The organism is Pseudomonas monachiensis (assembly GCF_047345015.1).
Lineage (GTDB): Bacteria > Pseudomonadota > Gammaproteobacteria > Pseudomonadales > Pseudomonadaceae > Aquipseudomonas > Aquipseudomonas monachiensis.
The window spans coordinates 5773115-5793716 of the sequence record NZ_CP178857.1 but is presented as its reverse complement, the minus strand read 5'-3'; the positions used below and the strand labels follow the sequence as shown (position 1 = coordinate 5793716).

At 62.5% G+C, this 20602-nt stretch carries 21 protein-coding genes; 16 read left to right on the top strand and 5 right to left on the bottom strand.

Annotated elements, in window-relative coordinates:
• Window positions 1-74: 74 nt before the first annotated feature.
• The 9 genes from mdcA to madM all read left to right on the top strand — a co-directional run bounded on the left by mdcA (window position 75) and on the right by madM (window position 7333).
• The gene (gene mdcA / locus ACMDB8_RS26100; protein ID WP_056726505.1) at window positions 75-1745 is read left to right on the top strand and encodes a malonate decarboxylase subunit alpha; all 1671 of its coding nucleotides are present in this window, start codon (window positions 75-77) and stop codon (window positions 1743-1745) included.
• Window positions 1745-2620, top strand: coding sequence for a triphosphoribosyl-dephospho-CoA synthase (locus ACMDB8_RS26095; protein ID WP_409078149.1), 876 nt, complete (start codon window positions 1745-1747; stop codon window positions 2618-2620). The genes mdcA and ACMDB8_RS26095 overlap by 1 nt, the downstream gene beginning before the upstream one ends.
• Window positions 2620-2919 (top strand): malonate decarboxylase subunit delta, encoded by a 300-nt coding sequence (locus ACMDB8_RS26090; RefSeq protein WP_056726507.1) that lies wholly within the window; start codon window positions 2620-2622, stop codon window positions 2917-2919. The genes ACMDB8_RS26095 and ACMDB8_RS26090 overlap by 1 nt, the downstream gene beginning before the upstream one ends.
• A complete protein-coding gene (locus ACMDB8_RS26085) occupies window positions 2912-3763 on the top strand; it encodes a biotin-independent malonate decarboxylase subunit beta (protein ID WP_056726508.1) in 852 nt (283 codons plus the stop codon). The genes ACMDB8_RS26090 and ACMDB8_RS26085 overlap by 8 nt, the downstream gene beginning before the upstream one ends.
• Entirely contained in the window at window positions 3760-4563 is an 804-nt protein-coding gene (mdcE, locus tag ACMDB8_RS26080; protein ID WP_409078148.1) for a biotin-independent malonate decarboxylase subunit gamma, read from the top strand. Before ACMDB8_RS26085 ends, mdcE begins: the two co-directional genes overlap by 4 nt.
• Window positions 4557-5177, top strand: a complete 621-nt coding sequence (locus tag ACMDB8_RS26075) for a malonate decarboxylase holo-ACP synthase (RefSeq protein ID WP_056726510.1) — start codon at window positions 4557-4559, stop codon at window positions 5175-5177. Before mdcE ends, ACMDB8_RS26075 begins: the two co-directional genes overlap by 7 nt.
• On the top strand, window positions 5174-6085 hold the full coding sequence (gene mdcH, locus ACMDB8_RS26070; RefSeq protein ID WP_409078147.1) for a malonate decarboxylase subunit epsilon: 912 nt from the start codon (window positions 5174-5176) through the stop codon (window positions 6083-6085). The genes ACMDB8_RS26075 and mdcH overlap by 4 nt, the downstream gene beginning before the upstream one ends.
• Before the next feature lie 65 nt (window positions 6086-6150).
• On the top strand, window positions 6151-6567 hold the full coding sequence (gene madL, locus ACMDB8_RS26065) for a malonate transporter subunit MadL (RefSeq protein ID WP_056726512.1): 417 nt from the start codon (window positions 6151-6153) through the stop codon (window positions 6565-6567).
• Between the two features lies 1 nt (window position 6568).
• Complete coding sequence (gene madM, locus ACMDB8_RS26060) at window positions 6569-7333, top strand: malonate transporter subunit MadM (RefSeq protein WP_056726513.1); 765 nt, start codon at window positions 6569-6571, stop codon at window positions 7331-7333.
• Between the two features lie 158 nt (window positions 7334-7491).
• On the opposite strand, the gene ACMDB8_RS26055 is transcribed toward madM, so the two are convergent.
• Window positions 7492-8406, bottom strand: coding sequence for a LysR family transcriptional regulator (locus ACMDB8_RS26055; RefSeq protein WP_046039288.1), 915 nt, complete (start codon window positions 8404-8406; stop codon window positions 7492-7494).
• Between the two features lie 131 nt (window positions 8407-8537).
• Here ACMDB8_RS26055 and trhA point away from each other — a divergent pair, with 131 nt between their 5' ends.
• Window positions 8538-9155 carry a PAQR family membrane homeostasis protein TrhA gene (trhA, locus tag ACMDB8_RS26050; protein WP_007975433.1) on the top strand — a complete coding sequence of 206 codons (618 nt, stop codon included), beginning with the start codon at window positions 8538-8540 and terminating at the stop codon, window positions 9153-9155.
• Here trhA and ACMDB8_RS26045 read toward each other — a convergent pair.
• A complete protein-coding gene (locus ACMDB8_RS26045) occupies window positions 9152-10069 on the bottom strand; it encodes a LysR family transcriptional regulator (RefSeq protein ID WP_056726514.1) in 918 nt (305 codons plus the stop codon). The two genes, trhA and ACMDB8_RS26045, sit on opposite strands and share 4 nt — an antisense overlap.
• A gap of 109 nt (window positions 10070-10178) precedes the next feature.
• Between ACMDB8_RS26045 and ACMDB8_RS26040 the strand changes: the two genes are divergently transcribed.
• Genes ACMDB8_RS26040 through ACMDB8_RS26030 form a run of 3 tightly spaced genes read left to right on the top strand, consistent with a single transcriptional unit; the run spans window position 10179 to window position 12730 of the window.
• Window positions 10179-11420 carry a D-amino acid dehydrogenase gene (locus ACMDB8_RS26040; RefSeq protein WP_056726515.1) on the top strand — a complete coding sequence of 414 codons (1242 nt, stop codon included), beginning with the start codon at window positions 10179-10181 and terminating at the stop codon, window positions 11418-11420.
• Between the two features lie 27 nt (window positions 11421-11447).
• Window positions 11448-11798, top strand: a complete 351-nt coding sequence (locus ACMDB8_RS26035) for a RidA family protein (protein ID WP_007975437.1) — start codon at window positions 11448-11450, stop codon at window positions 11796-11798.
• A gap of 29 nt (window positions 11799-11827) precedes the next feature.
• Window positions 11828-12730 carry a transporter substrate-binding domain-containing protein gene (locus tag ACMDB8_RS26030; protein WP_056726516.1) on the top strand — a complete coding sequence of 301 codons (903 nt, stop codon included), beginning with the start codon at window positions 11828-11830 and terminating at the stop codon, window positions 12728-12730.
• Window positions 12731-12811: 81 nt separating this feature from the next.
• On the opposite strand, the gene ACMDB8_RS26025 is transcribed toward ACMDB8_RS26030, so the two are convergent.
• The gene (locus tag ACMDB8_RS26025; protein WP_056726517.1) at window positions 12812-13531 is read right to left on the bottom strand and encodes a 16S rRNA (uracil(1498)-N(3))-methyltransferase; all 720 of its coding nucleotides are present in this window, start codon (window positions 13529-13531) and stop codon (window positions 12812-12814) included.
• 157 nt (window positions 13532-13688) lie between these two features.
• Window positions 13689-15095, bottom strand: coding sequence for an adenosylmethionine--8-amino-7-oxononanoate transaminase (locus tag ACMDB8_RS26020; protein ID WP_056726518.1), 1407 nt, complete (start codon window positions 15093-15095; stop codon window positions 13689-13691).
• A 223-nt stretch (window positions 15096-15318) separates the two neighbouring features.
• On the opposite strand from ACMDB8_RS26020, the gene ACMDB8_RS26015 reads away from it, so the two are divergent.
• The 3 genes from ACMDB8_RS26015 to ACMDB8_RS26005 all read left to right on the top strand — a co-directional run bounded on the left by ACMDB8_RS26015 (window position 15319) and on the right by ACMDB8_RS26005 (window position 18506).
• A complete protein-coding gene (locus ACMDB8_RS26015; RefSeq protein WP_409078146.1) occupies window positions 15319-17070 on the top strand; it encodes a flavin monoamine oxidase family protein in 1752 nt (583 codons plus the stop codon).
• A gap of 264 nt (window positions 17071-17334) precedes the next feature.
• Complete coding sequence (locus ACMDB8_RS26010) at window positions 17335-17886, top strand: cytochrome b (protein WP_056726520.1); 552 nt, start codon at window positions 17335-17337, stop codon at window positions 17884-17886.
• A gap of 32 nt (window positions 17887-17918) precedes the next feature.
• Window positions 17919-18506: a YceI family protein gene (locus tag ACMDB8_RS26005; protein WP_015097179.1), complete on the top strand. Its 588-nt coding sequence runs from the start codon at window positions 17919-17921 to the stop codon at window positions 18504-18506.
• 146 nt (window positions 18507-18652) lie between these two features.
• Here the strand turns inward: ACMDB8_RS26005 and ACMDB8_RS26000 are convergent, their stop codons facing one another.
• On the bottom strand, window positions 18653-20521 hold the full coding sequence (locus ACMDB8_RS26000; protein WP_056726521.1) for a DEAD/DEAH box helicase: 1869 nt from the start codon (window positions 20519-20521) through the stop codon (window positions 18653-18655).
• Window positions 20522-20602: the final 81 nt, after the last annotated feature.

Genomic DNA, 20602 nt, shown 5'->3' with positions numbered 1-20602 from the left:
CCACTCTGCTTGATTGATACGCTGCGCCCAACACTCCTAAGGTAGCTCCACGACAGCGAACCCGTGGAGTGGTCATGACAACAACAATATCCCCCGACTCGCGATGGACGCGGCGGCGCAGCGAAAAGCAGCGGCGCCTCGAGCTGGTGCGAGGTCTTGCCGACGGTGTGGTGTTGCCCACCGACAACATCGTCGCGGCGCTTGAAGCGCTGATCCTGCCCGGCGACCGCGTGGTGCTCGAAGGCAACAACCAGAAGCAGGCGGATTTCCTTTCGCGATCCCTGGCCAAGGCCGACCCCGCGAAGCTGCATGACTTGCACATGATCATGCCCAGCGTCGGACGCTCCGAGCACCTGGACCTGTTCGAACGCGGCATCGCCCGCAAGCTCGACTTCTCTTTCGCCGGCACCCAGAGCCTGCGCATCAGTCAGTTGCTTGAAGACGGCCTGCTGGAAGTCGGCGCGATCCACACCTACATCGAACTCTACGCACGGCTGGTGGTGGACCTGATCCCCAATGTCGTACTTTCGGCCGGGTTCATGGCCGACCGCGCCGGCAACATCTACACCGGCCCCAGCACTGAAGACACCCCGGCACTGATCGAGCCGGCGGCCTTCAGCGACGGCATCGTCATCGTCCAGGTCAACCAGTTGGTGGACGACGTCAGCGACTTGCCACGCGTCGACATTCCCGCCTCCTGGGTCGACTTCGTGGTGGTGGCCGACAAGCCGTTCTATATCGAACCGCTGTTCACCCGCGACCCTCGGCACATCAAGCCCGTGCACGTGCTGATGGCGATGATGGCGATCCGCGGGATCTACGAAAAACACAACGTGCAGTCGCTCAATCACGGCATCGGTTTCAACACGGCCGCCATCGAACTGATCCTGCCGACCTATGGCGAGTCCCTCGGCCTCAAAGGCAAGATCTGCCGCAACTGGACCCTCAACCCGCACCCGACCCTGATTCCCGCCATCGAAAGTGGTTGGGTGGAAAGCGTGCATTGCTTCGGCACCGAACTGGGGATGGAGAACTACATTGCGGCGCGGCCGGATGTGTTCTTTACCGGGCGCGACGGCTCCCTGCGTTCCAATCGGATGTTCAGCCAACTGGCCGGGCAATACGCCGTGGACCTGTTCATCGGCGCGACTTTGCAAGTCGATGGCGACGGGCATTCTTCCACCGTGACCCGCGGGCGTCTGGCCGGTTTCGGCGGGGCACCGAACATGGGTCACGACCCGCGCGGTCGTCGTCACAGCACACCGGCCTGGCTCGACATGCGCAACACCGACGTGGCAGAGCCGATGCTTGAGCGCGGCAAAAAGCTCGTGGTGCAGATGGTCGAAACCTTCCAGGAGGGCGGCAAACCGACTTTCGTTGAAACCCTCGATGCGGTCGATGTGGCGAAGAAGAGCGGCATGCCACTGGCGCCGATCATGGTCTACGGTGACGACGTGACCCACCTGTTGACCGAAGAAGGCATCGCCTACCTGTACAAGGCGCGCTCGCTGGAAGAACGCCAGGCGATGATCGCCGCCGTCGCCGGGGTGACCGCCATCGGCCTGCGCCACAACCCCAAAGACACCGCACGCATGCGCCGCGAAGGGCTGATCGCCTTGCCCGAAGACCTCGGCATCCGCCGCACCGATGCCACCCGCGAACTGCTCGCGGCGAAAAGCGTGGCCGATCTGGTGGAATGGTCCGGTGGCCTCTACAACCCGCCCGCCAAGTTCAGGAGCTGGTAATGCACGCACTTAACCTGCAACCCAAAAGCCTGAGCCTGGCCGAACGGCTGGCGGACCTGGCAGTGGACGCGCTGATCGACGAGGCTGATCTGTCGCCAAAGCCGGCACTGGTCGACCGTCGCGGCAATGGCGCCCACACCGATTTGCACCTGGGGCTGATGCACGCTTCAGCGCTGTCTTTGTGGCCGGCCTTTAAAGAAATGGCTGAAGCCGCCATCGAGCTCGGCGAAATCGGCTTGCCCCTGCGCGAAGCCGTGGGCCGCATCGGTCGCGAAGGTGAGCAAGTCATGCTCGACACTACCGGCGGGGTGAACACCCATCGCGGGGCAATCTGGGCCTTGGGCTTGTTGATCACTGCCGCTGCACTGGAACCTCAATCCTGCAGCGCCAATAGCGTGGCGTTACGTGCTGCGAGGTTGGCCTTGCTCGACGACCGTTTTGCACCACGTCCGCTCAGTCACGGTGCGCAAGTCGCCCAACGCTACGGCGCTCGCGGCGCCCGTGAAGAAGCGCAACTGGGTTTTCCTGCGGTGACTCAACGTGCTCTGCCACAACTGCTGCGCAGCCGCGCCGCCGGTCATGGCGAACAGAACGCCCGGCTCGATGCGCTGCTGGCGATCATGACCGATCTGGCCGACACCTGCGTGCTTTATCGCGCCGGTGAAGAAGGCCTGAACACCATGCAACTGGGCGCCCGGGCGGTGCTCGATGCCGGTGGCAGTGCCAGCCTCGGCGGACGTCGCCGCCTGCATGAGCTGGACCAACAACTCATCGCGTTGAATGCCTCGCCCGGCGGCGCTGCCGACCTGCTCGCAGCCTGCCTGTTCATCGACCGTATCGCGTCTGGCGACGGACTTATCCAGGGAGTGTTTTGATGGAAACCTTATCCTTTGAATTCCCTGCCGGGCAGCCGTCACGCGGTCGTACCCTGGTGGGCTGTGTCGGCTCTGGCGATCTGGAAGTGCTGATCGAACCGGGCCAGGCCGGCAAGCTGACGATCAATGTGCAGACCTCGGTCAATGGCAGCGAACAACGCTGGCAGCATCTGTTCGCACGGATGTTCGACGGCCAGACGCCACCGGCCATGGATATCGACATCCACGATTTCGGCGCGACACCCGGCGTGGTGCGCCTGCGCCTGGAACAGGGCTTCGAGGAGATCGGCCATGACTGACAGCGCATCCCTGCTCAACAAGCACAGCTTCGTCGAACTCGGTGCCCGGCAACGGACCAGGGCCCTGCTCGACGCCGGCACCTTCCGTGAATTGCTCGACCCCTTTCAACGGATCATGTCGCCGTGGCTATCGCGCCAGGGCGTGGTGCCGCAAGCCGACGACGGCGTGGTGATCGCCAAGGGCAATCTCGATGGTTTGCCGGTGGTGATCGCAGCCATCGAAGGGGCGTTCCAGGGCGGCAGCCTCGGTGAAGTCGGCGGAGCAAAAATTGCCGGCGCACTGGAACTGGCCGCCGAAGACAACCGCAACGGCATCCCGACCCGCGCCGTGCTGCTGCTGGAAACCGGCGGCGTGCGCTTGCAGGAAGCCAACCTCGGCCTGGCGGCCATTGCCGACATCCACGCGGCGATTGTCGATTTGCAGCAGTACCAACCCGTGGTCGGGGTGGTGGCGGGCAGCGTCGGTTGCTTTGGCGGCATGTCGATTGCCGCCGGGTTGTGCAGCTATCTGTTGGTGACCCGGGAGGCGCGACTGGGCCTGAACGGTCCACAGGTGATCGAACAGGAAGCCGGACTCGAGGAGTACGACTCCCGCGACCGGCCCTTCATCTGGAGCCTGACCGGTGGTGAGCAGCGCTTTGCCAGTGGCCTGGTGGATCGCTATGTTGCCGACGACGTGGCGCAGATCCGCCAGCAAGTCGGCGAGTTGCTCCAGCAAGGTTTGCCTGAACAACCGCGCAGCCGTCAGGCGGAGTTGTTCCTGCAACGCCTGGCGCGCCTGGATGCCGAGCCGCAAATCGAGCCATCTGTGGTTCGCGATCTGTACCAAGGAGAACGCCCATGAGTTCGTATTCCCTGCGAGGCTTGAACTGGTTCAATGCCTTGAGTGCCGGGGCGAAAGCGGTCGAGGGTTTGCCGGCTTCGCTGAAGGTCGCCGACGGTTCGCTGGGCGATCAGCCTGTGCGTTTCATCGCGGTGGTGGCCGACCCGGAAAACCGCTTCGTCCGTGCCCGCAACGGCGAGGTTGGCTTGCTCGAAGGCTGGGGCCTGGCCAAGGCTGTGGATGAAGTCATCGCCGCCGATCAGGACAAGGCACAAAAACGTGCCCTGATCGCCATCGTCGACGTGCCGAGCCAGGCTTACGGTCGACGCGAAGAAGCCCTCGGCATTCATCAGGCGCTGGCCGCTGCGGCGGACAGTTATGCCCGTGCCCGTCTGGCCGGTCATGCGGTGATCGGCTTGCTGGTGGGCAAGGCGATGTCCGGGGCGTTTCTGGCCCACGGCTATCAGGCCAGCCGCTTGATCGCCCTGCGCGATCCGGGGGTGATGGTGCATGCCATGGGCAAGGCGTCGGCGGCGCGGGTAACCTTGCGCAGCGTCGAAGAACTCGAAGCCCTGGCGGCCAGCGTGCCGCCGATGGCCTATGACATCGACAGCTATGCCAGCCTCGGGCTGCTGTGGGAAACCTTGACGGTGGAGCAGATTGAGCAGCCGACGGCGGCGGATCTGGCGCGGGTGACCGAGTGCCTGCATCTGGCGATTGGCGATGTGGCCGCCACTGGCCGTGATCTGGGCGGTCGCCTGGGGGCGGCCAATCGGGCGGCGTCGAGCAAGGTTCGCCAAATGCTGAGAGCGCAGTGGTGAGCACGCTCTTGGCTCACGACCTGCTGTGGGGCATGACCCCACGGCAGTTGCCGGCGGATGCGCCTGCCTGGGTGATCGAGTCGATCAGTGCCGGCCAGCCGGTGGTGGTCCGTCGCGCCTTGAGTGAGGCGGGGCAGGTGGCGGTGGGCGTGCGCGGGCCGTTGCGCGAACAGCGATTTGCGGCGGTGATGGAAGTCGCTGCCATCACGCGGCGGGTGCGGCCGCAAGAGCTGTGCCATGTTCAAGGCCAGCGCGATTTCCCGGCGCTGCGGGCCTTGGCGCAACTGCGCTCGCACCTCGATGACAGCGGTTGGGTCTGGGGTGTCAGCGGCAGCGCCGGGTTCGAGTTGGCCAGTGGATTTGCCGCCTTGCACGAGGGCAGCGATCTCGATCTGATCCTGCGTACGCCACGTCCGTTGAGTCGTGTCGATGCCCGGGCGTTGGTGGCTGTTCTCGATGCAGCCGTGTGCCGCGTGGACTTGCAATTGCAGACACCGTCGGGCGCCGTTGCCTTGCGCGAATGGGCCGGCGCTTCGTCGCGGGTCCTGCTGAAAAGTGCCACTCAGGCCAGCCTGGTGACTGATCCGTGGAATCCACAGGAGCAAGCAGCATGAGCAGCTTGCTGGTGTTCCCCGGCCAGGGCGCGCAACAACCCGGAATGCTCGCGCGTTTGCCTCGGGAAACATTGAACGAGGCGAGCGACCTGCTCGGTGAGGATGTGACGCAGCTGGATTCTGCCGAGGCGTTGCAGTCGACGAGGGCGGTGCAGCTTTGCCTGCTGATCGCTGGTGTCGCCGCTTCACGCCAGTTGGGCTTGACCCCGGACTACGTGGCCGGCTTGTCGATCGGTGCTTACCCGGCAGCGGTGGTGGCCGGTGCCCTGGGGTTCAGCGATGCGTTGCATCTGGTCAGCCTGCGCGGTGAGCTGATGCAGCAGGCTTATCCGCAGGGCTACGGTATGACCGCGATCATCGGTCTGGACCTGGCCACGGTGGAAGGATTGCTGGCCCGGGTGCACAGCGCGCAAATGCCGGTTTATCTGGCCAATATCAACGCCGATAACCAGGTGGTGATTGCCGGTAGCGACACGGCGATGAAAGCAGTGGCCGAGTTGGCGAAAGGTTGCGGGGCTGGCCTGGCCAGGCGTCTGGCAGTGAGCGTGCCGTCCCACTGCCCATTGCTTGAGGTGCCCGCGCAACGGTTGGCCGAAGCCTTCGCCAAGGTGCCGCTGCAAACCCCGAAGATCGGTTACCTGAGCGGCAGTCGCGCGCGCCCGCTGATCAAGCCTGAAGCCTTGCGTGACGACCTGGCCTTCAATATGTGCCGCATCGTCGATTGGCGCGGCACGGTACAAGGCGCCTACGAGCGTGGTGTACGTCTACAGATCGAACTGCCGCCCGGTGCGGTGCTGACCGGACTGGCGCGCCGGGTGTTCGAGCAGGGTACCGTGATTGCCTTCGACGGTGCCCGGCTCGATACCTTGCAGGCGCTGATGCGAGAGGAGGAAGGCCGCCACTCTTAAATCACCCGACTTAAGGCTTCGAACAACAAAAACAACATTCGAAATGCACTTTGAGGACTACAACAATGATTATTTACGGTGTGGCGCTGTTGGCGATCTGTACGCTGGCAGGGGTGATCATGGGTGACATGCTCGGTGTGTTGCTGGGAGTGAAGTCAAACGTCGGCGGAGTCGGGATCGCGATGATCCTGCTGATCTGCGCACGGTTGTGGATGCACAGGCGTGGCGGCATGACCAAGGATTGCGAGCTGGGCGTCGGCTTCTGGGGCGCCATGTATATCCCGGTGGTGGTGGCGATGGCCGCGCAACAAAACGTGGTCACGGCGCTGCATGGCGGTCCGGTGGCGGTGTTGGCGGCGATCGGTTCGGTGGTGATCTGCGGCTGCACCATTGCCCTGATCAGCCGGACCCACAAAGGCGAACCCTTGCCCGATGAACCGGTGGATGTAACACCGGTTGGCGCACCGGCAGGAGGTCGCTGATATGTGGGATCTCATCAAGAGCGGTCTGGAGCACAACGGTCTGGTCACCGCATTCGCCTTCGTCGGCGTGATCATGTGGGTGTCAGTGCTGATCTCCAAGCGCCTGACCTTCGGGCGTATCCACGGCTCGGCGATTGCCATCGTCATTGGCCTGGTACTGGCCTGGGTCGGCGGCACGATGACCGGCGGGCAAAAAGGCCTGGCGGACCTGACACTGTTTTCCGGTATCGGGCTGATGGGCGGCGCGATGCTGCGGGACTTCGCCATCGTCGCCACGGCATTCGAGGTGCAAGCCACCGAAGCGAAAAAGGCCGGGTTGATCGGTGTGATTGCGCTGCTGCTGGGCACCGTACTGCCGTTTATTGTCGGCGCGTGCATGGCCTGGGTCTTCGGTTACCGCGATGCGGTGAGCATGACCACCATCGGCGCCGGTGCGGTGACCTACATCGTCGGCCCGGTGACGGGAGCTGCGATTGGCGCCAGTTCCGATGTGGTGGCGCTGTCGATTGCCACGGGTCTGATCAAGGCGATTCTGGTGATGGTCGGCACGCCGATGGCGGCGCGCTGGATGGGCCTGGACAACCCGCGCTCGGCGATGGTGTTCGGCGGGCTGGCCGGGACGGTCAGTGGCGTCACCGCCGGCTTGGCGGCGACGGATCGGCGTCTGGTGCCTTATGGCGCGTTGACTGCGACCTTCCACACCGGGCTTGGCTGCTTGCTCGGGCCTTCGCTGTTGTACTTCATTGTTCGCGGGATTGTTGGGTAGTCCAGTGACTGCTGTTTGTGGCGTGGGAGCTTGCTCCCGCTGGGCTGCGTAGCAGCCCTGAAATCTACCACCGAGATGAGTCAGGTAAATCCGGTGGCCTGATTTTGCGGGCGCTTCGCACCCGAACGGGAGCAAGCTCCCTCGCCACAAGGGCTCCGTCAGACCTGCCGATTGGCATACATCCGACACTCCGCCAGCAACGCCAGCAGATTCGGATCACGCTCCTTGGCCTTCAGGAACACCACGCCAATGTGCTGCTGCAACCGGTACTTTTCCTGCAACGGGATCAGCTTCACCCGGTTCTCGTACACCGCCGCAATCCGCCCCGGCAGCAACGCATAACCCACACCTGAACTGACCATGCTCAGCAGGGTGAAGATGTCGTTGACCTGCATCGCCACCTTCGGCTCGAACCCTGCCTGCTCGAATACCCGCTTGCCGTCCTGATGGGTGGCGAAGCCTTGGGTCAGGGTGATGAAAGTTTCGTCGCGGACCTCGGCCAGGTCGACTTCGGTGCGCTGGGCAAACTTGGAATCGGCGGGTGTGGCGAGGAAAATATCGTCGGAAAACAGCGGGATCTGCTCGCAATCCGGATCGTTGACACTCTCGTCCAGGGACACCAGGGCCGCATCGACTTCCATGTTCTTGAGCTTGTAGAGCAGGTCGATGTTGGAACCCAGAATCAGGTCGATGTTGAGCTCGCTGCGACGGATCTTCAAACCCATGATCAGCTGTGGCACGGTCTTCACCGTCAGTGAGTACAGCGAGCCGAGTTTGAAACGCTCGGCCGAGAATCCGGCGGCTTCGCGGGTCAGGCGCACGCTTTCGACGACATCCTGAATCAGCTTCTGCGCTCGCTCTTCCAGCACATATGCGCTTTCCAGCGGCGTCAGGCTGCGGCCTTCGTGCTTGAACAAAGGACAGCGCAGGGCGCTTTCCAGGGAATGGATCGCCCGATGCACGCTGACGTTGCTGGTCTGCAACTCGGCCGCGGCCCGCGCCAGGTTGCCGGTGCGCATGAAGGCCAGGAACACCTCGAGTTTTTTAAGGGTCAACTCTTCATCGATCAGCATGGGGCGGACTCTTTTTGGAATGACTCGATTGTGCCCAATTACGCCGGGCCCGTCGTACAGAAACATTGCGCTTTTACGCTGCAAGCCTGAGCCTTGCGCTCTGCGGCAATGAAATTCGAGGTGAGCAACGTATGTATCACGGGGAAAGACTGAACGCCTGGACGCATCTGGCCGGGGCCGTGGCGGCGTTTATCGGCGGGGTGTGGCTGATTGTGCTGGCCAGTCTCGACGGCAGCCCGTGGAAGATCGTCAGCATGGCGATCTACGCCTTTACCTTACTGGTGCTCTACAGCGCATCGACCGTGTACCACAGCGTGCGCGGGCGCAAGAAAGCGATCATGCAGAAGGTCGATCACTTTTCGATCTACCTGTTGATCGCCGGCAGCTACACGCCGTTTTGCCTGGTGACCCTGCGCGGGCCGTGGGGCTGGACGTTGTTCGGGATTGTCTGGGGACTGGCGCTGATCGGCATCCTGCAGGAGATCAAGCCACGTTCGGAAGCGCGGATTCTGTCGATCGTGATTTATGCGGTGATGGGCTGGATTGTGTTGGTGGCGGTCAAGCCGCTGCTCGCGGCGCTGGGCGGCGCCGGGTTTGCGTGGCTGGCATCAGGCGGGGTGCTGTACACCGTCGGGATTATCTTTTTTGCCCTCGATCATCGCCTGCGCCATGCCCACGGGATCTGGCATCTATTCGTGATCGCCGGGAGCTTGCTGCACTTTGTGGCGATTTTCTTTTATGTCCTTTAAGGCTGTACCGGGACCAGGCGATCCAGCTGCTCCCGGGCTCGACGGCTGAATACCTGCAACAGATCGTTCAAGGTGTGGGGCGGCGGTTCGGCGGCGCGGGTCACTGCGTACAGGGTGATGGGTAACGGCGGTGCCAGGGGGCGGATCGTTGTGGTGGCGGGAGAGGCGCCAAGGGCGGTGAACGGATCGATCACCGCCAGGCCCGCGCCGGACTCCACCATCGCCCGTGCCAGTGAGTAGGTTTGTACGGCGATGCGTACCCTAGGCGGCGGTTCGACCGCTTCCAGGTAACTGTCGAGTCGCGCGGCCAGCGGATCGGCGCTGGATAAACCGATCAGCGGCGCATCCGCCAGCGCCAGCAGAGGCAACGGTTTACCCACCTCTTCCTGGGGCCAGTAACCAATCGGAGCCAGCGCCACCAGCACGCCGGACGCCAGCGCCTGGGCCTTGAGCCCCGGGTGATCCGGACGTTGCAGGGTCAGGGCGACATCCACTTCGCGCATCAACAGGTTCTGCACCAGTTCGCGACTGTGGGCGCTGGAGAGTTCGCAAGCGATGTCCGGGTAACGCCCGGTCCATTCGTGAATGGCCGGCGGCAGCAATGACAGGGCCAGCGCCGGAGTGGCACCGATGCGCAGGCTGTGGCCCGGTTCGCGGCGCAGGCTCTGCGCCAGGCGTCGCACGCCTTGCAGGCTTTCGCTGACCTTGTCCACTTCGCGCTCCAGTTCCAGCGCTTCCGGCGTCGCCTGCAACTTGCCGCGTACCCGCAGGAACAGCGGAAAACCCAATTGTTGCTCGGCGTGCTGCAACACCTTGCTCACCGCCGGTTGCGAGACGTGCAGCAATTGCGCGGCAGCGCTGATCGAACCGGTCTGGCGGATGGCCTGGAAAATCTCGATATGGCGAAGACGCATGGCAAGTCCATAACCTTTGTTTATGGGTTTGCCATCTTTATGCATTGTTCAGCGTCTGTCACCTGGCTCTAACCTTGGCCTCGTCTTCACAACAGTTTTAAGGACGGACATGGCTCAGCGTGTGTGCATCATCGGTGGCGGTGTGATTGGCCTGGCAACGGCCTACGCGCTGGTGCGCGACGGCTTTGAGGTGACGGTGGTCGAGGCCCGGGACTCGCTGGGCAGCGAAACCAGCTTCGCCAACGGCGGCCAGTTGTCCTATCGCTATGTCGCGCCCCTGGCCGACGCCGGTGTGCCATTGCAAGCCATCGGCTGGATGCTGCGCGGCGATTCACCGCTGAAGCTACGCCCGCGCTTCGACCTGGCCCAGTGGCGCTGGATGGCGTCGTTCCTCGGCGCTTGCCGTCGCTCGGTCAACCGCGAGAACGCCGCGCACTTGCTGCGTCTGGCGCTGTTCAGCCAGGACACATTGAAGTCTTGGCGCGAGGATGATGGACTGGCGGGATTCCAGTGGCGGCGCAACGGCAAACTGGTGACTTTCCGCCAGAGCAGCAGCTTCGAGCATGCGCGCCTGGGCCTGGCTGACCCGCAGCACCAGCAGGTGTTGTCGCCGGCCGAATGCGCGCACCTTGAACCGGCGCTGATCGATGCGCCCTTTGTCGGCGCGATCTACACCCCGGACGAAGAGGTCGGCGACTGCCACGGTTTTTGCCAGCAACTGGCCGCCCGGCTGCAAGCGTCCGGCCGTTGCGAATTTCGTCTCGGACAAGCAGTGACCGGCATCCGCCACAGCAACGGCGGCGTCAACGCCATCGAACTGGGTGAGCTAGTGCTGCCGGTCGATCAACTGGTGATCGCCGCCGGTCACCGCAGTCCGCTGTTGGCGCTTCCCGGGCTGCAACTGCCGCTTTATCCGCTCAAGGGCTACAGCCTGACCGTGCCGATCGACGCCGGTCACCGGGCGCCGGACGTGAGCATCACTGACTACGACCGCAAGATCGTTTACGCCCGCATCGGCCAGCAATTGCGAGTGGCGGCGATGGTCGACATCGTCGGTTTCGACCCTGCCCTGGACCCCAAGCGCCTGGCGCTGATCAAGCGTCAGGCCCATGACACCTTTCCCAATGCCGGCGCCTATGACGAAGCCATTGAGTGGGCCGGCATGCGTCCGGCCACCCCCAGCGGTGTACCGTTGCTGGGCGCGACGGCGTATCGCAACCTGTGGCTCAACCTCGGCCACGGCGCGCTGGGTTTCACCCTGGCCTGCGGCAGCGGGCGCTTGCTCAGCGAGCTGATCGGCGAGCGCCGGCCGTCCATTGACCTTCAGGGTTTCAGCCACCGGGCCGCCTGAATACTGATTTTTGAAGAGGGCACTGCAATGACCATTACCCGACTGCACAGCAACCCGCGCCTGTCTGGCGCCGTGACCTTTGGCGACCTGGTGTTTCTCTCCGGGCAGGTGCCGGGCGATGCCCGGGATGCCAGCGGTCAGACCCGCGAAGTGCTGGCGAAAATCGATACCTTGCTGGCCGAGGCGGGCAGCGACAAGGATCATCTGCTCAGTGCGACCATTTACCTGAAGAACATCACCGAGGATTTTGCCGCGATGAACGAGGTCTGGTCGGCCTGGCTATCGCCGGGACAGGCACCGAGCCGCACCACCGTGCAGGCCGAACTGGCCCGACCGCAGGTGCTGGTGGAAATCACCGTCATCGCTGCGCGCGTCTGATAAACCAACACCCACAACGGAGAATAACAATGCAAAAAATCACGTTGCTCGCTTGTACGCTTGGCCTGTTGCTCGGCAGTCAGGTCCGGGCCAATGAAGCGCCGCTGACCGGCACCCTGAGCAAAATCGCCAGCGCCAACAGCATTACCCTGGGCTATCGCGATGCTTCGGTGCCGTTTTCCTACGTGGGTGATCACAGCGGCAAGCCGATGGGTTACTCGGTGGATCTGGCGGGCAAGATCGTCGAGCGCATCCAGCAGCAACTGGCGCTGCCGGACTTGAAGGTGAAGTACAACCTGGTGACCTCGCAGACCCGCATTCCACTGGTGCAGAACGGCACCGTGGACCTGGAGTGCGGCTCCACCGGCGTGACCGCCGAACGGCAGAAGCAGGTGGCGTTCTCCTATGGCTTCATCTACGTCAAAGGCCAGTTGCTGACCGCGAAGGACAGCGGGATCAAGAGCTTCGCCGATCTGCGTGGCAAGAACGTGGTGACCACCGCCGGTACTACCAACGAGCGCTTCCTGAAAAGCTACAACGTCGATCACAAGATCGACATGTTCGTGATCAGCGCCAAGGACCACGGCGAAGCCTTCCAGATGCTGCAGTCGGGCCGGGCGGTGGCGTTCTACATGGACGACGCGCTGCTCTACGGTGAGCGTGCCAAGGCCAATGACCCGCACAAGTGGGTGGTGGTCGGGGAGGAGCAATCTCGGGAGATCTACAGTTGCATGGTGCGCAAGGACGATCCGCAGTTCCTGGCGCTGGTCAACGGCGCGTTGGCGGATCTGTACAGCTCGGGCGAGATCAATGGCATCTACAAGCGCTGGTTCGAGCAGCCGATCCCGCCGAAGGGGTTGAACCTTGAGTTCCCGATGACCAGCGAACTCAAGGCAATCATTGCCAAACCGGTGAGTGATCCGGTGCAGTAAATGCAAAAGATCGCAGCCTGCGGCAGCTCCTACAATTGGATGGCGTACATCCTGTAGGAGCTGCCGCAGGCTGCGATCTTTTTAGAAATCACCCCAAAGCTGCTGGGCCACCGCCAGTGCAACAACCGGCGCGGTTTCGGTGCGCAGCACCCGTGGACCGAGGCGGGCGGCGTGGAAGCCGCTGGCCTTGGCCTGATCGACTTCGGCATCGGACAAGCCACCCTCCGGACCGATCAGGAATGCCAGACTCGAAGGTTTGGCATGGCTCACCATCGGCTCCGCCACCGGATGCAGCACCAGCTTCAATTCGGCTTCGGTCTGCTTCAACCAGTCAACCAGCAACAGCGGCGGATGAATCACCGGTACTCGCGAGCGTCCGCACTGTTCGCATGCGCTGATCGCCACCTGGCGCCAGTGCAGCAGGCGTTTGTCGGCGCGCTCGTCCTTGAGCCGGACTTCGCAGCGTTCGGTGAAGATCGGGGTGATTTCGGTGACGCCCAGCTCCGTGGCTTTCTGGATCGCCCAGTCCATGCGCTCGCCCCGGGACAGGCCCTGGCCGAGATGGATCTGCAGCGGCGATTCGATCTGCCCGGCGAAGCTTTCATCGATCTGTACCACGACACGCTTTTTGCCGACGTCGACCAGCCTGGCGCGAAACTCCTGGCCCGAACCGTCGAACAACTGCAACGCATCGCCCTCGGCCATGCGCAGCACGCGGCTGATGTAATGGGCCTGGGCTTCGGGCAACTCGTGCTCGCCGATGCTCAGGGGGGCGTCGATAAAGAAGCGGGACAGTCTCATGCGGGGTCTCTGTAATTCATGTATAGGTCTTATGGGCGTCTTCGCGAGCAAGTCGGATCGCCGCACCGCCGCTCCCACAGGGGATTGCGGTCAACTGTGGGAGCGGGCTTGCTCGCGAAAGCTTCAGCCCTGACACCACAGAAACTCAGGAAACTAATCAGCCCGGATCACGGAACCCAGGATGGAAGTCCTTCGGCACCGCCACGCTGACGCTGTCACGGGTCGCAATGTCGATCCCTTCGCTGGCCACTTCGGCAAGGAAGTCGATCTGCTCCGGGGTAATCACATAGGGCGGCAGGAAATACACCACGCTACCCAGCGGCCGCAGTAAAGCACCGCGCTCCAGGGCATGCTGGAACACCTTCAGGCCGCGACGTTCCTGCCATGGGTAAGCTTCCTTGGTGGCCTTGTCCTTGACCATCTCGATGGCCAGTACCATGCCGGTCTGGCGCACTTCGGATACGTTCGGGTGATCGACCAGGTGCGCCGTCGACGAAGCCATGCGCTGGGCCAGGGCCTTGTTGTTCTCGATGACGTTGTCTTCTTCGAAAATATCCAGGGTCGCCAGGGCCGCCGCGCACGCCAGCGGGTTGCCGGTGTAGCTGTGGGAGTGCAGGAAGGCGCGCAGGGTCGGGTAGTCGTCGTAGAACGCGCTGTAGACGTCGTCTGTGGTCATGCATGCCGCCAGCGGCAGATAGCCGCCTGTCAGGGCCTTGGACAGGCACAGGAAATCAGGGCGGATGCCGGCCTGTTCGCAGGCGAACATCGTCCCGGTGCGGCCGAAGCCGACGGCGATTTCGTCGTGGATCAGGTGCACGCCGTAACGGTCGCAGGCCTCTCGCAGCAGCTTGAGGTATACCGGGTGGTACATGCGCATGCCACCAGCGCCCTGGATCAGCGGCTCGACGATCACCGCCGCGACCGTGTCGTGGTTTTCGGCCAGGGTCTGCTCCATGGCGGCGAACATGTTGCGCGAGTGTTCTTCCCAGCTCATGCCTTGGGGGCGCAGGTAGCAGTCCGGGCTCGGTACCTTGATGGTGTCCATCAACAGCGCTTTGTAGGTCTCGGTGAACAGCGGTACGTCGCCCACCGACATCGCCGCCATGGTTTCGCCGTGGTAGCTGTTGGTCAGTGTGACGAAGCGCTTCTTGTTCGGCTGGCCGCGATTGAGCCAGTAGTGAAAGCTCATTTTCAGTGCGACTTCGATGCAGGACGAGCCATTATCGGCGTAGAAGCACCGGGTCAGGCCTTCCGGTGTCATCTTCACCAGGCGCTCGGACAACTCGATCACCGGTTGATGGCTGAAGCCGGCAAGAATCACATGTTCGAGCTGGTCGACCTGGTCCTTGATGCGTTGGTTGATCCGCGGGTTGGCGTGGCCGAACACATTGACCCACCAGGAGCTGACCGCATCGAGGTAGCGCTTGCCTTCGAAGTCTTCCAGCCACACGCCTTCCCCGCGCTTGATCGGGATCAGCGGCAGTTGTTCGTGATCTTTCATCTGGGTGCAGGGATGCCACAGCACGGCGAGGTCGCGTTGCATCCACTGATTATTCAGGCCCATTTTCACTCTCCTGGAGGCGGTCCGTGACCAGCGCGGACAAACAATCGCGCAAGCCTATGCAATGCGTGCCACGGGGACAACCCATTGTGTCGAATGAGCTACTTTGTACAGGCCGATAGACGTTGCTGGCGGGCGTCTGAAGGCTGACGTATCCTTCGCCGTTCTTGAGCCGTCTGGCTCGCAAAAACTGCTGTTTTCCTCGTGTGATTCCGGAGTTCGCTGAATGTCTGTCGGTTGGCTGCGCGCCTGTGCGCTGGTGATGTTGGGGCTGTTCAGCGTGTCTGCGCTGGCCAAGGATAAAACCGCGATCGTGATCGGCGGCGGCCTGTCGGGCCTGACTGCCGCGTACGAACTGCAGAACAAGGGCTGGCAGGTCATCTTGCTGGAAGCCAAGTCGAGCCTGGGCGGTCGCTCCGGCATGGCCACCAGCGAGTGGATCGGCAACGACAAGGTCCAGCCGGTGCTGAACAAGTACGTCTCGACCTTCAAGCTGAGCACCACGCCGGCCCCTGAGTTCGTGCGGACCCCAGGCTACCTGATCGATGGCGAGTATTTCTCCGCCGCCGACCTGGCGACCAAACAGCCGGCCACCGCCGAGGCGCTCAAGCGCTTTGACAAGACCGTGGACGATCTGGCCCGCTCGATCGACGACCCGCAGAACCCGGCCGCCAACAATACGCTGTACGCGCTGGACCAGATCAACGTGTCGAGCTGGCTCGACAAGCAGAACCTGCCGGCCACCGCCCGCCAGTTGATCAACCAGCAAATCCGTACCCGCTACGACGAACCTTCGCGCTTGTCGCTGCTGTACTTCGCGCAACAGAGCCGCGTCTATCGTGGCGTCTCCGATCGTGACCTGCGAGCTTCGCGCCTGGTCGGTGGCAGCCCGGTGCTGGCCCAGGCCTTCGTCAAGCAGCTGAAAACCATCAAGACCAGCTCCCCGGTCTCGTCGATCATTCAGGACAAGGACGGCGTGACCGTCAAAGTCGACAACGTCGGCTATCAGGCGGACTACGTGGTACTGGCCGTGCCATTGCGCGCCCTGAACAAGATCCAGATGACCCCGGCGCTTGACGCCCAGCACCTGGCGGCGATCAAGGGCACCAACTACGGTTGGCGCGACCAGATCATGCTCAAGTTCAAGACGCCGGTGTGGGAAAGCAAGGCGCGCATGTCCGGCGAGATCTACAGCAACGCCGGCCTGGGGATGTTGTGGGTCGAGCCTGCCCTGAAGGGTGGCGCCAACGTGGTGATCAACCTGTCCGGCGACAACGCGCGGGTGATGCAGGCATTCGGCGACAAGCAGATGGTCGACCAGGTGTTGATCCGCCTGCACGCGTTCTATCCACAGGCGCGTGGTTCGTTCACCGGTTATGAAATCCGTCGCTACAGCACCGACCCGTCCACCGGCGGCGCCTACCTGGCCTTCGGTCCGGGCCAGATCAGCAAGTTCTGGCGCCTGTGGGAACGCCCGATTCAGCGCGTAGCCTTCGCTGGTGAACACACCGATACCCTGTACCCGGGCACCCTGGAAGGCGCGCTGCGTACCGGTCAGCGTGCAGCCAGTCAGGTTGAAGACCTGGCGGCGGGCAAGTCGTTCGAACCGGCGAAAGTGGGTCCGGCTGCCGCAGCGGCGGGCGCTGGTGCGGTGGTGGCGAAGAAAGGCAATTTCTTCAGCAACCTGTTCGGCGGCTCCGACGACGAGAAGAAGCCGGAGCCGGTCAAGGCGCCAGAGCCGGTAGCGCCGGCAACTCCGGCACCTGCTCCGGTACTGGTTGTTGCACCGGCTCCGGTCGAAGCACCGAAGCCAGTAACCCCGGCAAAAGCCGAGCCGGTCAAAAAGGCTCCGGCGAAACCGGCTGCCAAGACCGAAGCGAAAAAAGCCCCGGCCAAGGCACCGGTAAAGAAGGCCGAGCCAGTGAAGAAGCCAGTGGCTAAACCCGCGGCGACTCCGACAACGGATGCCAAGGCGTAGTCAGCCCTGGGATAAAAAAACGCGGCGCAAATGCCGCGTTTTTTTATGCCCGGAGAAATCTGGGCACACAATCGAATAAACCTTTGGCAGGAAGTGTTATTGAGTTGGGCTACATTTTTGTACACACATTGGCCTTTAATCTTTTCTTAACTCATCTGTTTCAGACTCTTGATCGTATTTCTCGATATTTCAAAGCAAAATTTTCCGCTTTAATTCGATAGATAACTCGATAGTCTTGGGCCAGCACTTACAGGGATCTAGGCAATGCAGCTACGTAACTCTACCTCCCGCTACGGCTGGGTCAGCATCGTTATTCACTGGGTGGTGGCACTGGCGGTCTTCGGTCTGTTCGCGCTTGGGTTGTGGATGGTCGGGCTCGATTACTACAGCACCTGGCGCAAAGACGCGCCGGACCTGCACAAGAGCATCGGCCTGGTTTTGCTGGGTGTGATGCTGCTGCGGGTGTTTTGGCGCTTCATCAGCCCGCCGCCACCGACCTTGTCCAGTTACAGCCGCATGACGCGCCTCGGCGCCAGGTTCGGCCATGGATTTCTCTATCTCAGTCTGTTTGCCGTGTTGATTGCCGGTTACCTGATTTCCACCGCAGAAGGTGTCGGTATCCCGGTATTTGGCTTGTTTGAAGTCCCGGCGCTGATATCCGGACTGCCGGACCAGGCAGATACCGCTGGCGTGATTCACCTCTATCTGGCGTGGGTGCTGGTAATTTTTTCCGGCCTCCATGCGTTGGCAGCATTGAAGCACCACTTTATCGACCGTGATGTGACCCTCAAGCGAATGCTGGGTCGCAAAGCCTGAAGTTCAACCTCGACTCCAAAGGAAAACAAAGCATGTTGAAAAAGACTCTGGCCGCCCTGGCAATCGGTTCGGCCCTGTTGTCCGCCGGTAACGTAATGGCCGCTGACTATGTGGTCGACAAAGAAGGCCAGCACGCCTTCGTTGACTTCAAGATCAGCCACCTGGGCTACAGCTTCATCACCGGTACTTTCAAGGACATCGACGGCAAGTTCAGCTTCGACGCTGCCAAGCCTGAAGACAGCAAGATCGAGTTCAACGTGAACACCGCCAGTGTGTTCACCAACAACGCCGAGCGTGACAAGCACATCGCCAGCAAAGACTTCCTGAACGCCAGCAAAGCCACGTTTGTGTCCACCAGCGTCAAACCCACCGGCAAAAACGCCGCTGGCAAGGACACTGCTGACGTGGCTGGTGACCTGACGATCCTCGGTGTAACCAAGCCAATCGTGGTCAAGGCCACGTTCCTGGGCGAAGGCAAGGATCCATGGGGCGGCTACCGTGCAGGCTTTGAGGGTACTTTCAGCCTCAAGCGTTCCGATTTCGGCAAGCAGAAAGACCTGGGCCCATCGTCCGATGCGGTTGAGATGTACGTGACCTTTGAAGGTGTAAAAGCGAAGTAATGCTGAGACCGTAGGAGCTGGCGCAGGCTGCGATCTTTTCAGAATCAAAAGATCGCAGGCTTCGCCAGCTCCTGTAAAAGCAATTCGCGGCACAAACAAAAATGCCCTGATCGCGAGATCAGGGCATTTTTTATTTCAGCGATAACTCAGCGATTGCGGGTCAGCAACGCTGGTTTTTCACCACGAGGACGGCTTGGCAGTTGATCGAGTTGCTCAGGTGTCGGGAAGCGGTCAGCCTTCGACTCCTTGTGCATGATCTTCGGCGCGGGACCGCGCGGGTTCTGTACGGCAGGCTCCGAACGCGGCTGGTCGTCACGGGCCGGGCGGCGATTGCGCGAGTCTTCGCGGCGGGCCTGGCCGTCGCGCGGTGCGCCACTGCGAGGACCGCTACGCTTGGCCGGTGGGGTGCCAGTGCTGGCGCCATCGCTGTTGCGTGGGCCGTTCTGGCGACCTTGTGGCTTGCCGGAACGTGGAGCGCCCGAACCTGCCGCGGTGCCCTGTGCCGGAGCGCCCGGACGGCGACCACGGCCTTGAGCCGGCTTTTGCTGTGGCACGTAGTCGACGCGGTTACCGAAGTTATCCACATCGTCGTCCAGGAACTCGTCCGGGGCACGGTCAGCGGCGGCACGAGGAGGCTGCGACGGACGCTGTTCGCGAGCCGGAGTGCCTTCACGTGGTTTTTGCTGACGGGCCGGGCGCTCACCGCGTTCGCCGGCCGGTTTTTCCTTGCCCTTGTCCTTGCCTTTGTCCTTGCGACCACCGCCGCCACCGCTGCCATTCGGACCGTCGCCGCGCGGGCCACGTGGATTGCGTGGGTTACGCATGTCCGGACGCTCGCGCACTTCAGGCTTTTCCGCCTCGATGGTGCTGGCATCGAAGCCCATCAGGTCGCCGTCGGCGATTTTCTGCCTGGTCATGCGTTCGATGCTTTTCAGCAGTTTTTCTTCGTCCGGGGCTACCAGCGAAATCGCCTCGCCCGAACGGCCGGCACGGCCGGTACGACCGATACGGTGCACGTAGTCTTCATCGACGTTCGGCAGCTCGAAGTTGACCACGTGTGGCAACTGGTCGATGTCCAGGCCGCGAGCGGCGATGTCGGTGGCGACCAGGATGCGCACGGTGCCGGCCTTGAAGTCGGCCAGGGCTTTGGTGCGGGCGTTCTGGCTCTTGTTGCCGTGGATCGCGACGGCGCTCAGGCCGTGCTTGTCCAGGTACTCGGCCAGGCGGTTGGCGCCGTGCTTGGTGCGGGTGAACACCAACACTTGTTCCCAGGCGCCAGCGGTGATCAGGTGCGCCAGCAGCGAACGTTTGTGGCTGGCCGGCAGGCGGAACACGCGCTGTTCGATGCGCTCGACCGTGGTGTTCGGCGGCGTGACTTCGATGCGTTCCGGATTGTGCAGCAGCTTGCCGGCGAGGTCGGTGATGTCCTTGGAGAAGGTCGCCGAGAACAGCAGGTTCTGGCGTTTGGCCGGCAGACGGGCCAGGACCTTCTTCACGTCATGGACGAAGCCCATGTCGAGCATGCGGTCGGCTTCGTCCAGCACGAGGATTTCCACGTGGGACAGATCGACGCTGCCTTGGCCGGCGAGGTCGAGCAGGCGGCCAGGGCAGGCCACCAGCACGTCTACGCCACGGGACATGGCCTGAACCTGCGGGTTCATGCCGACACCGCCGAAAATGCAGGCGCTGACGAACTTCAGGTCACGGGCATAGACCTTGAAGCTTTCATGCACTTGGGCTGCGAGTTCGCGAGTCGGGGTCAGGACCAGTACGCGCGGTTGGCGCGGGCCGTGACGCTGGGATTTGTCCGGGTGACCGTTGGGGAACAACCGCTCCAGAATCGGAAGGGCGAAACCGCCGGTTTTACCAGTACCTGTCTGTGCCGCGACCATCAGGTCGCGACCTTGCAACACGGCGGGAATGGCCCGCTGTTGCACCGGAGTAGGCTCGGTATAGCCCGCTGCCTCGATGGCGCGGACTAAAGCCTCGGAGAGACCGAGGGAAGCAAAGGACATGAGTAATCCTGTTCTAGTTAGGGCTTGGCCCAATGGGAGTCTTGCCTGGCGCGAATCGCGTTTAAGAGGACGCAATCCCGT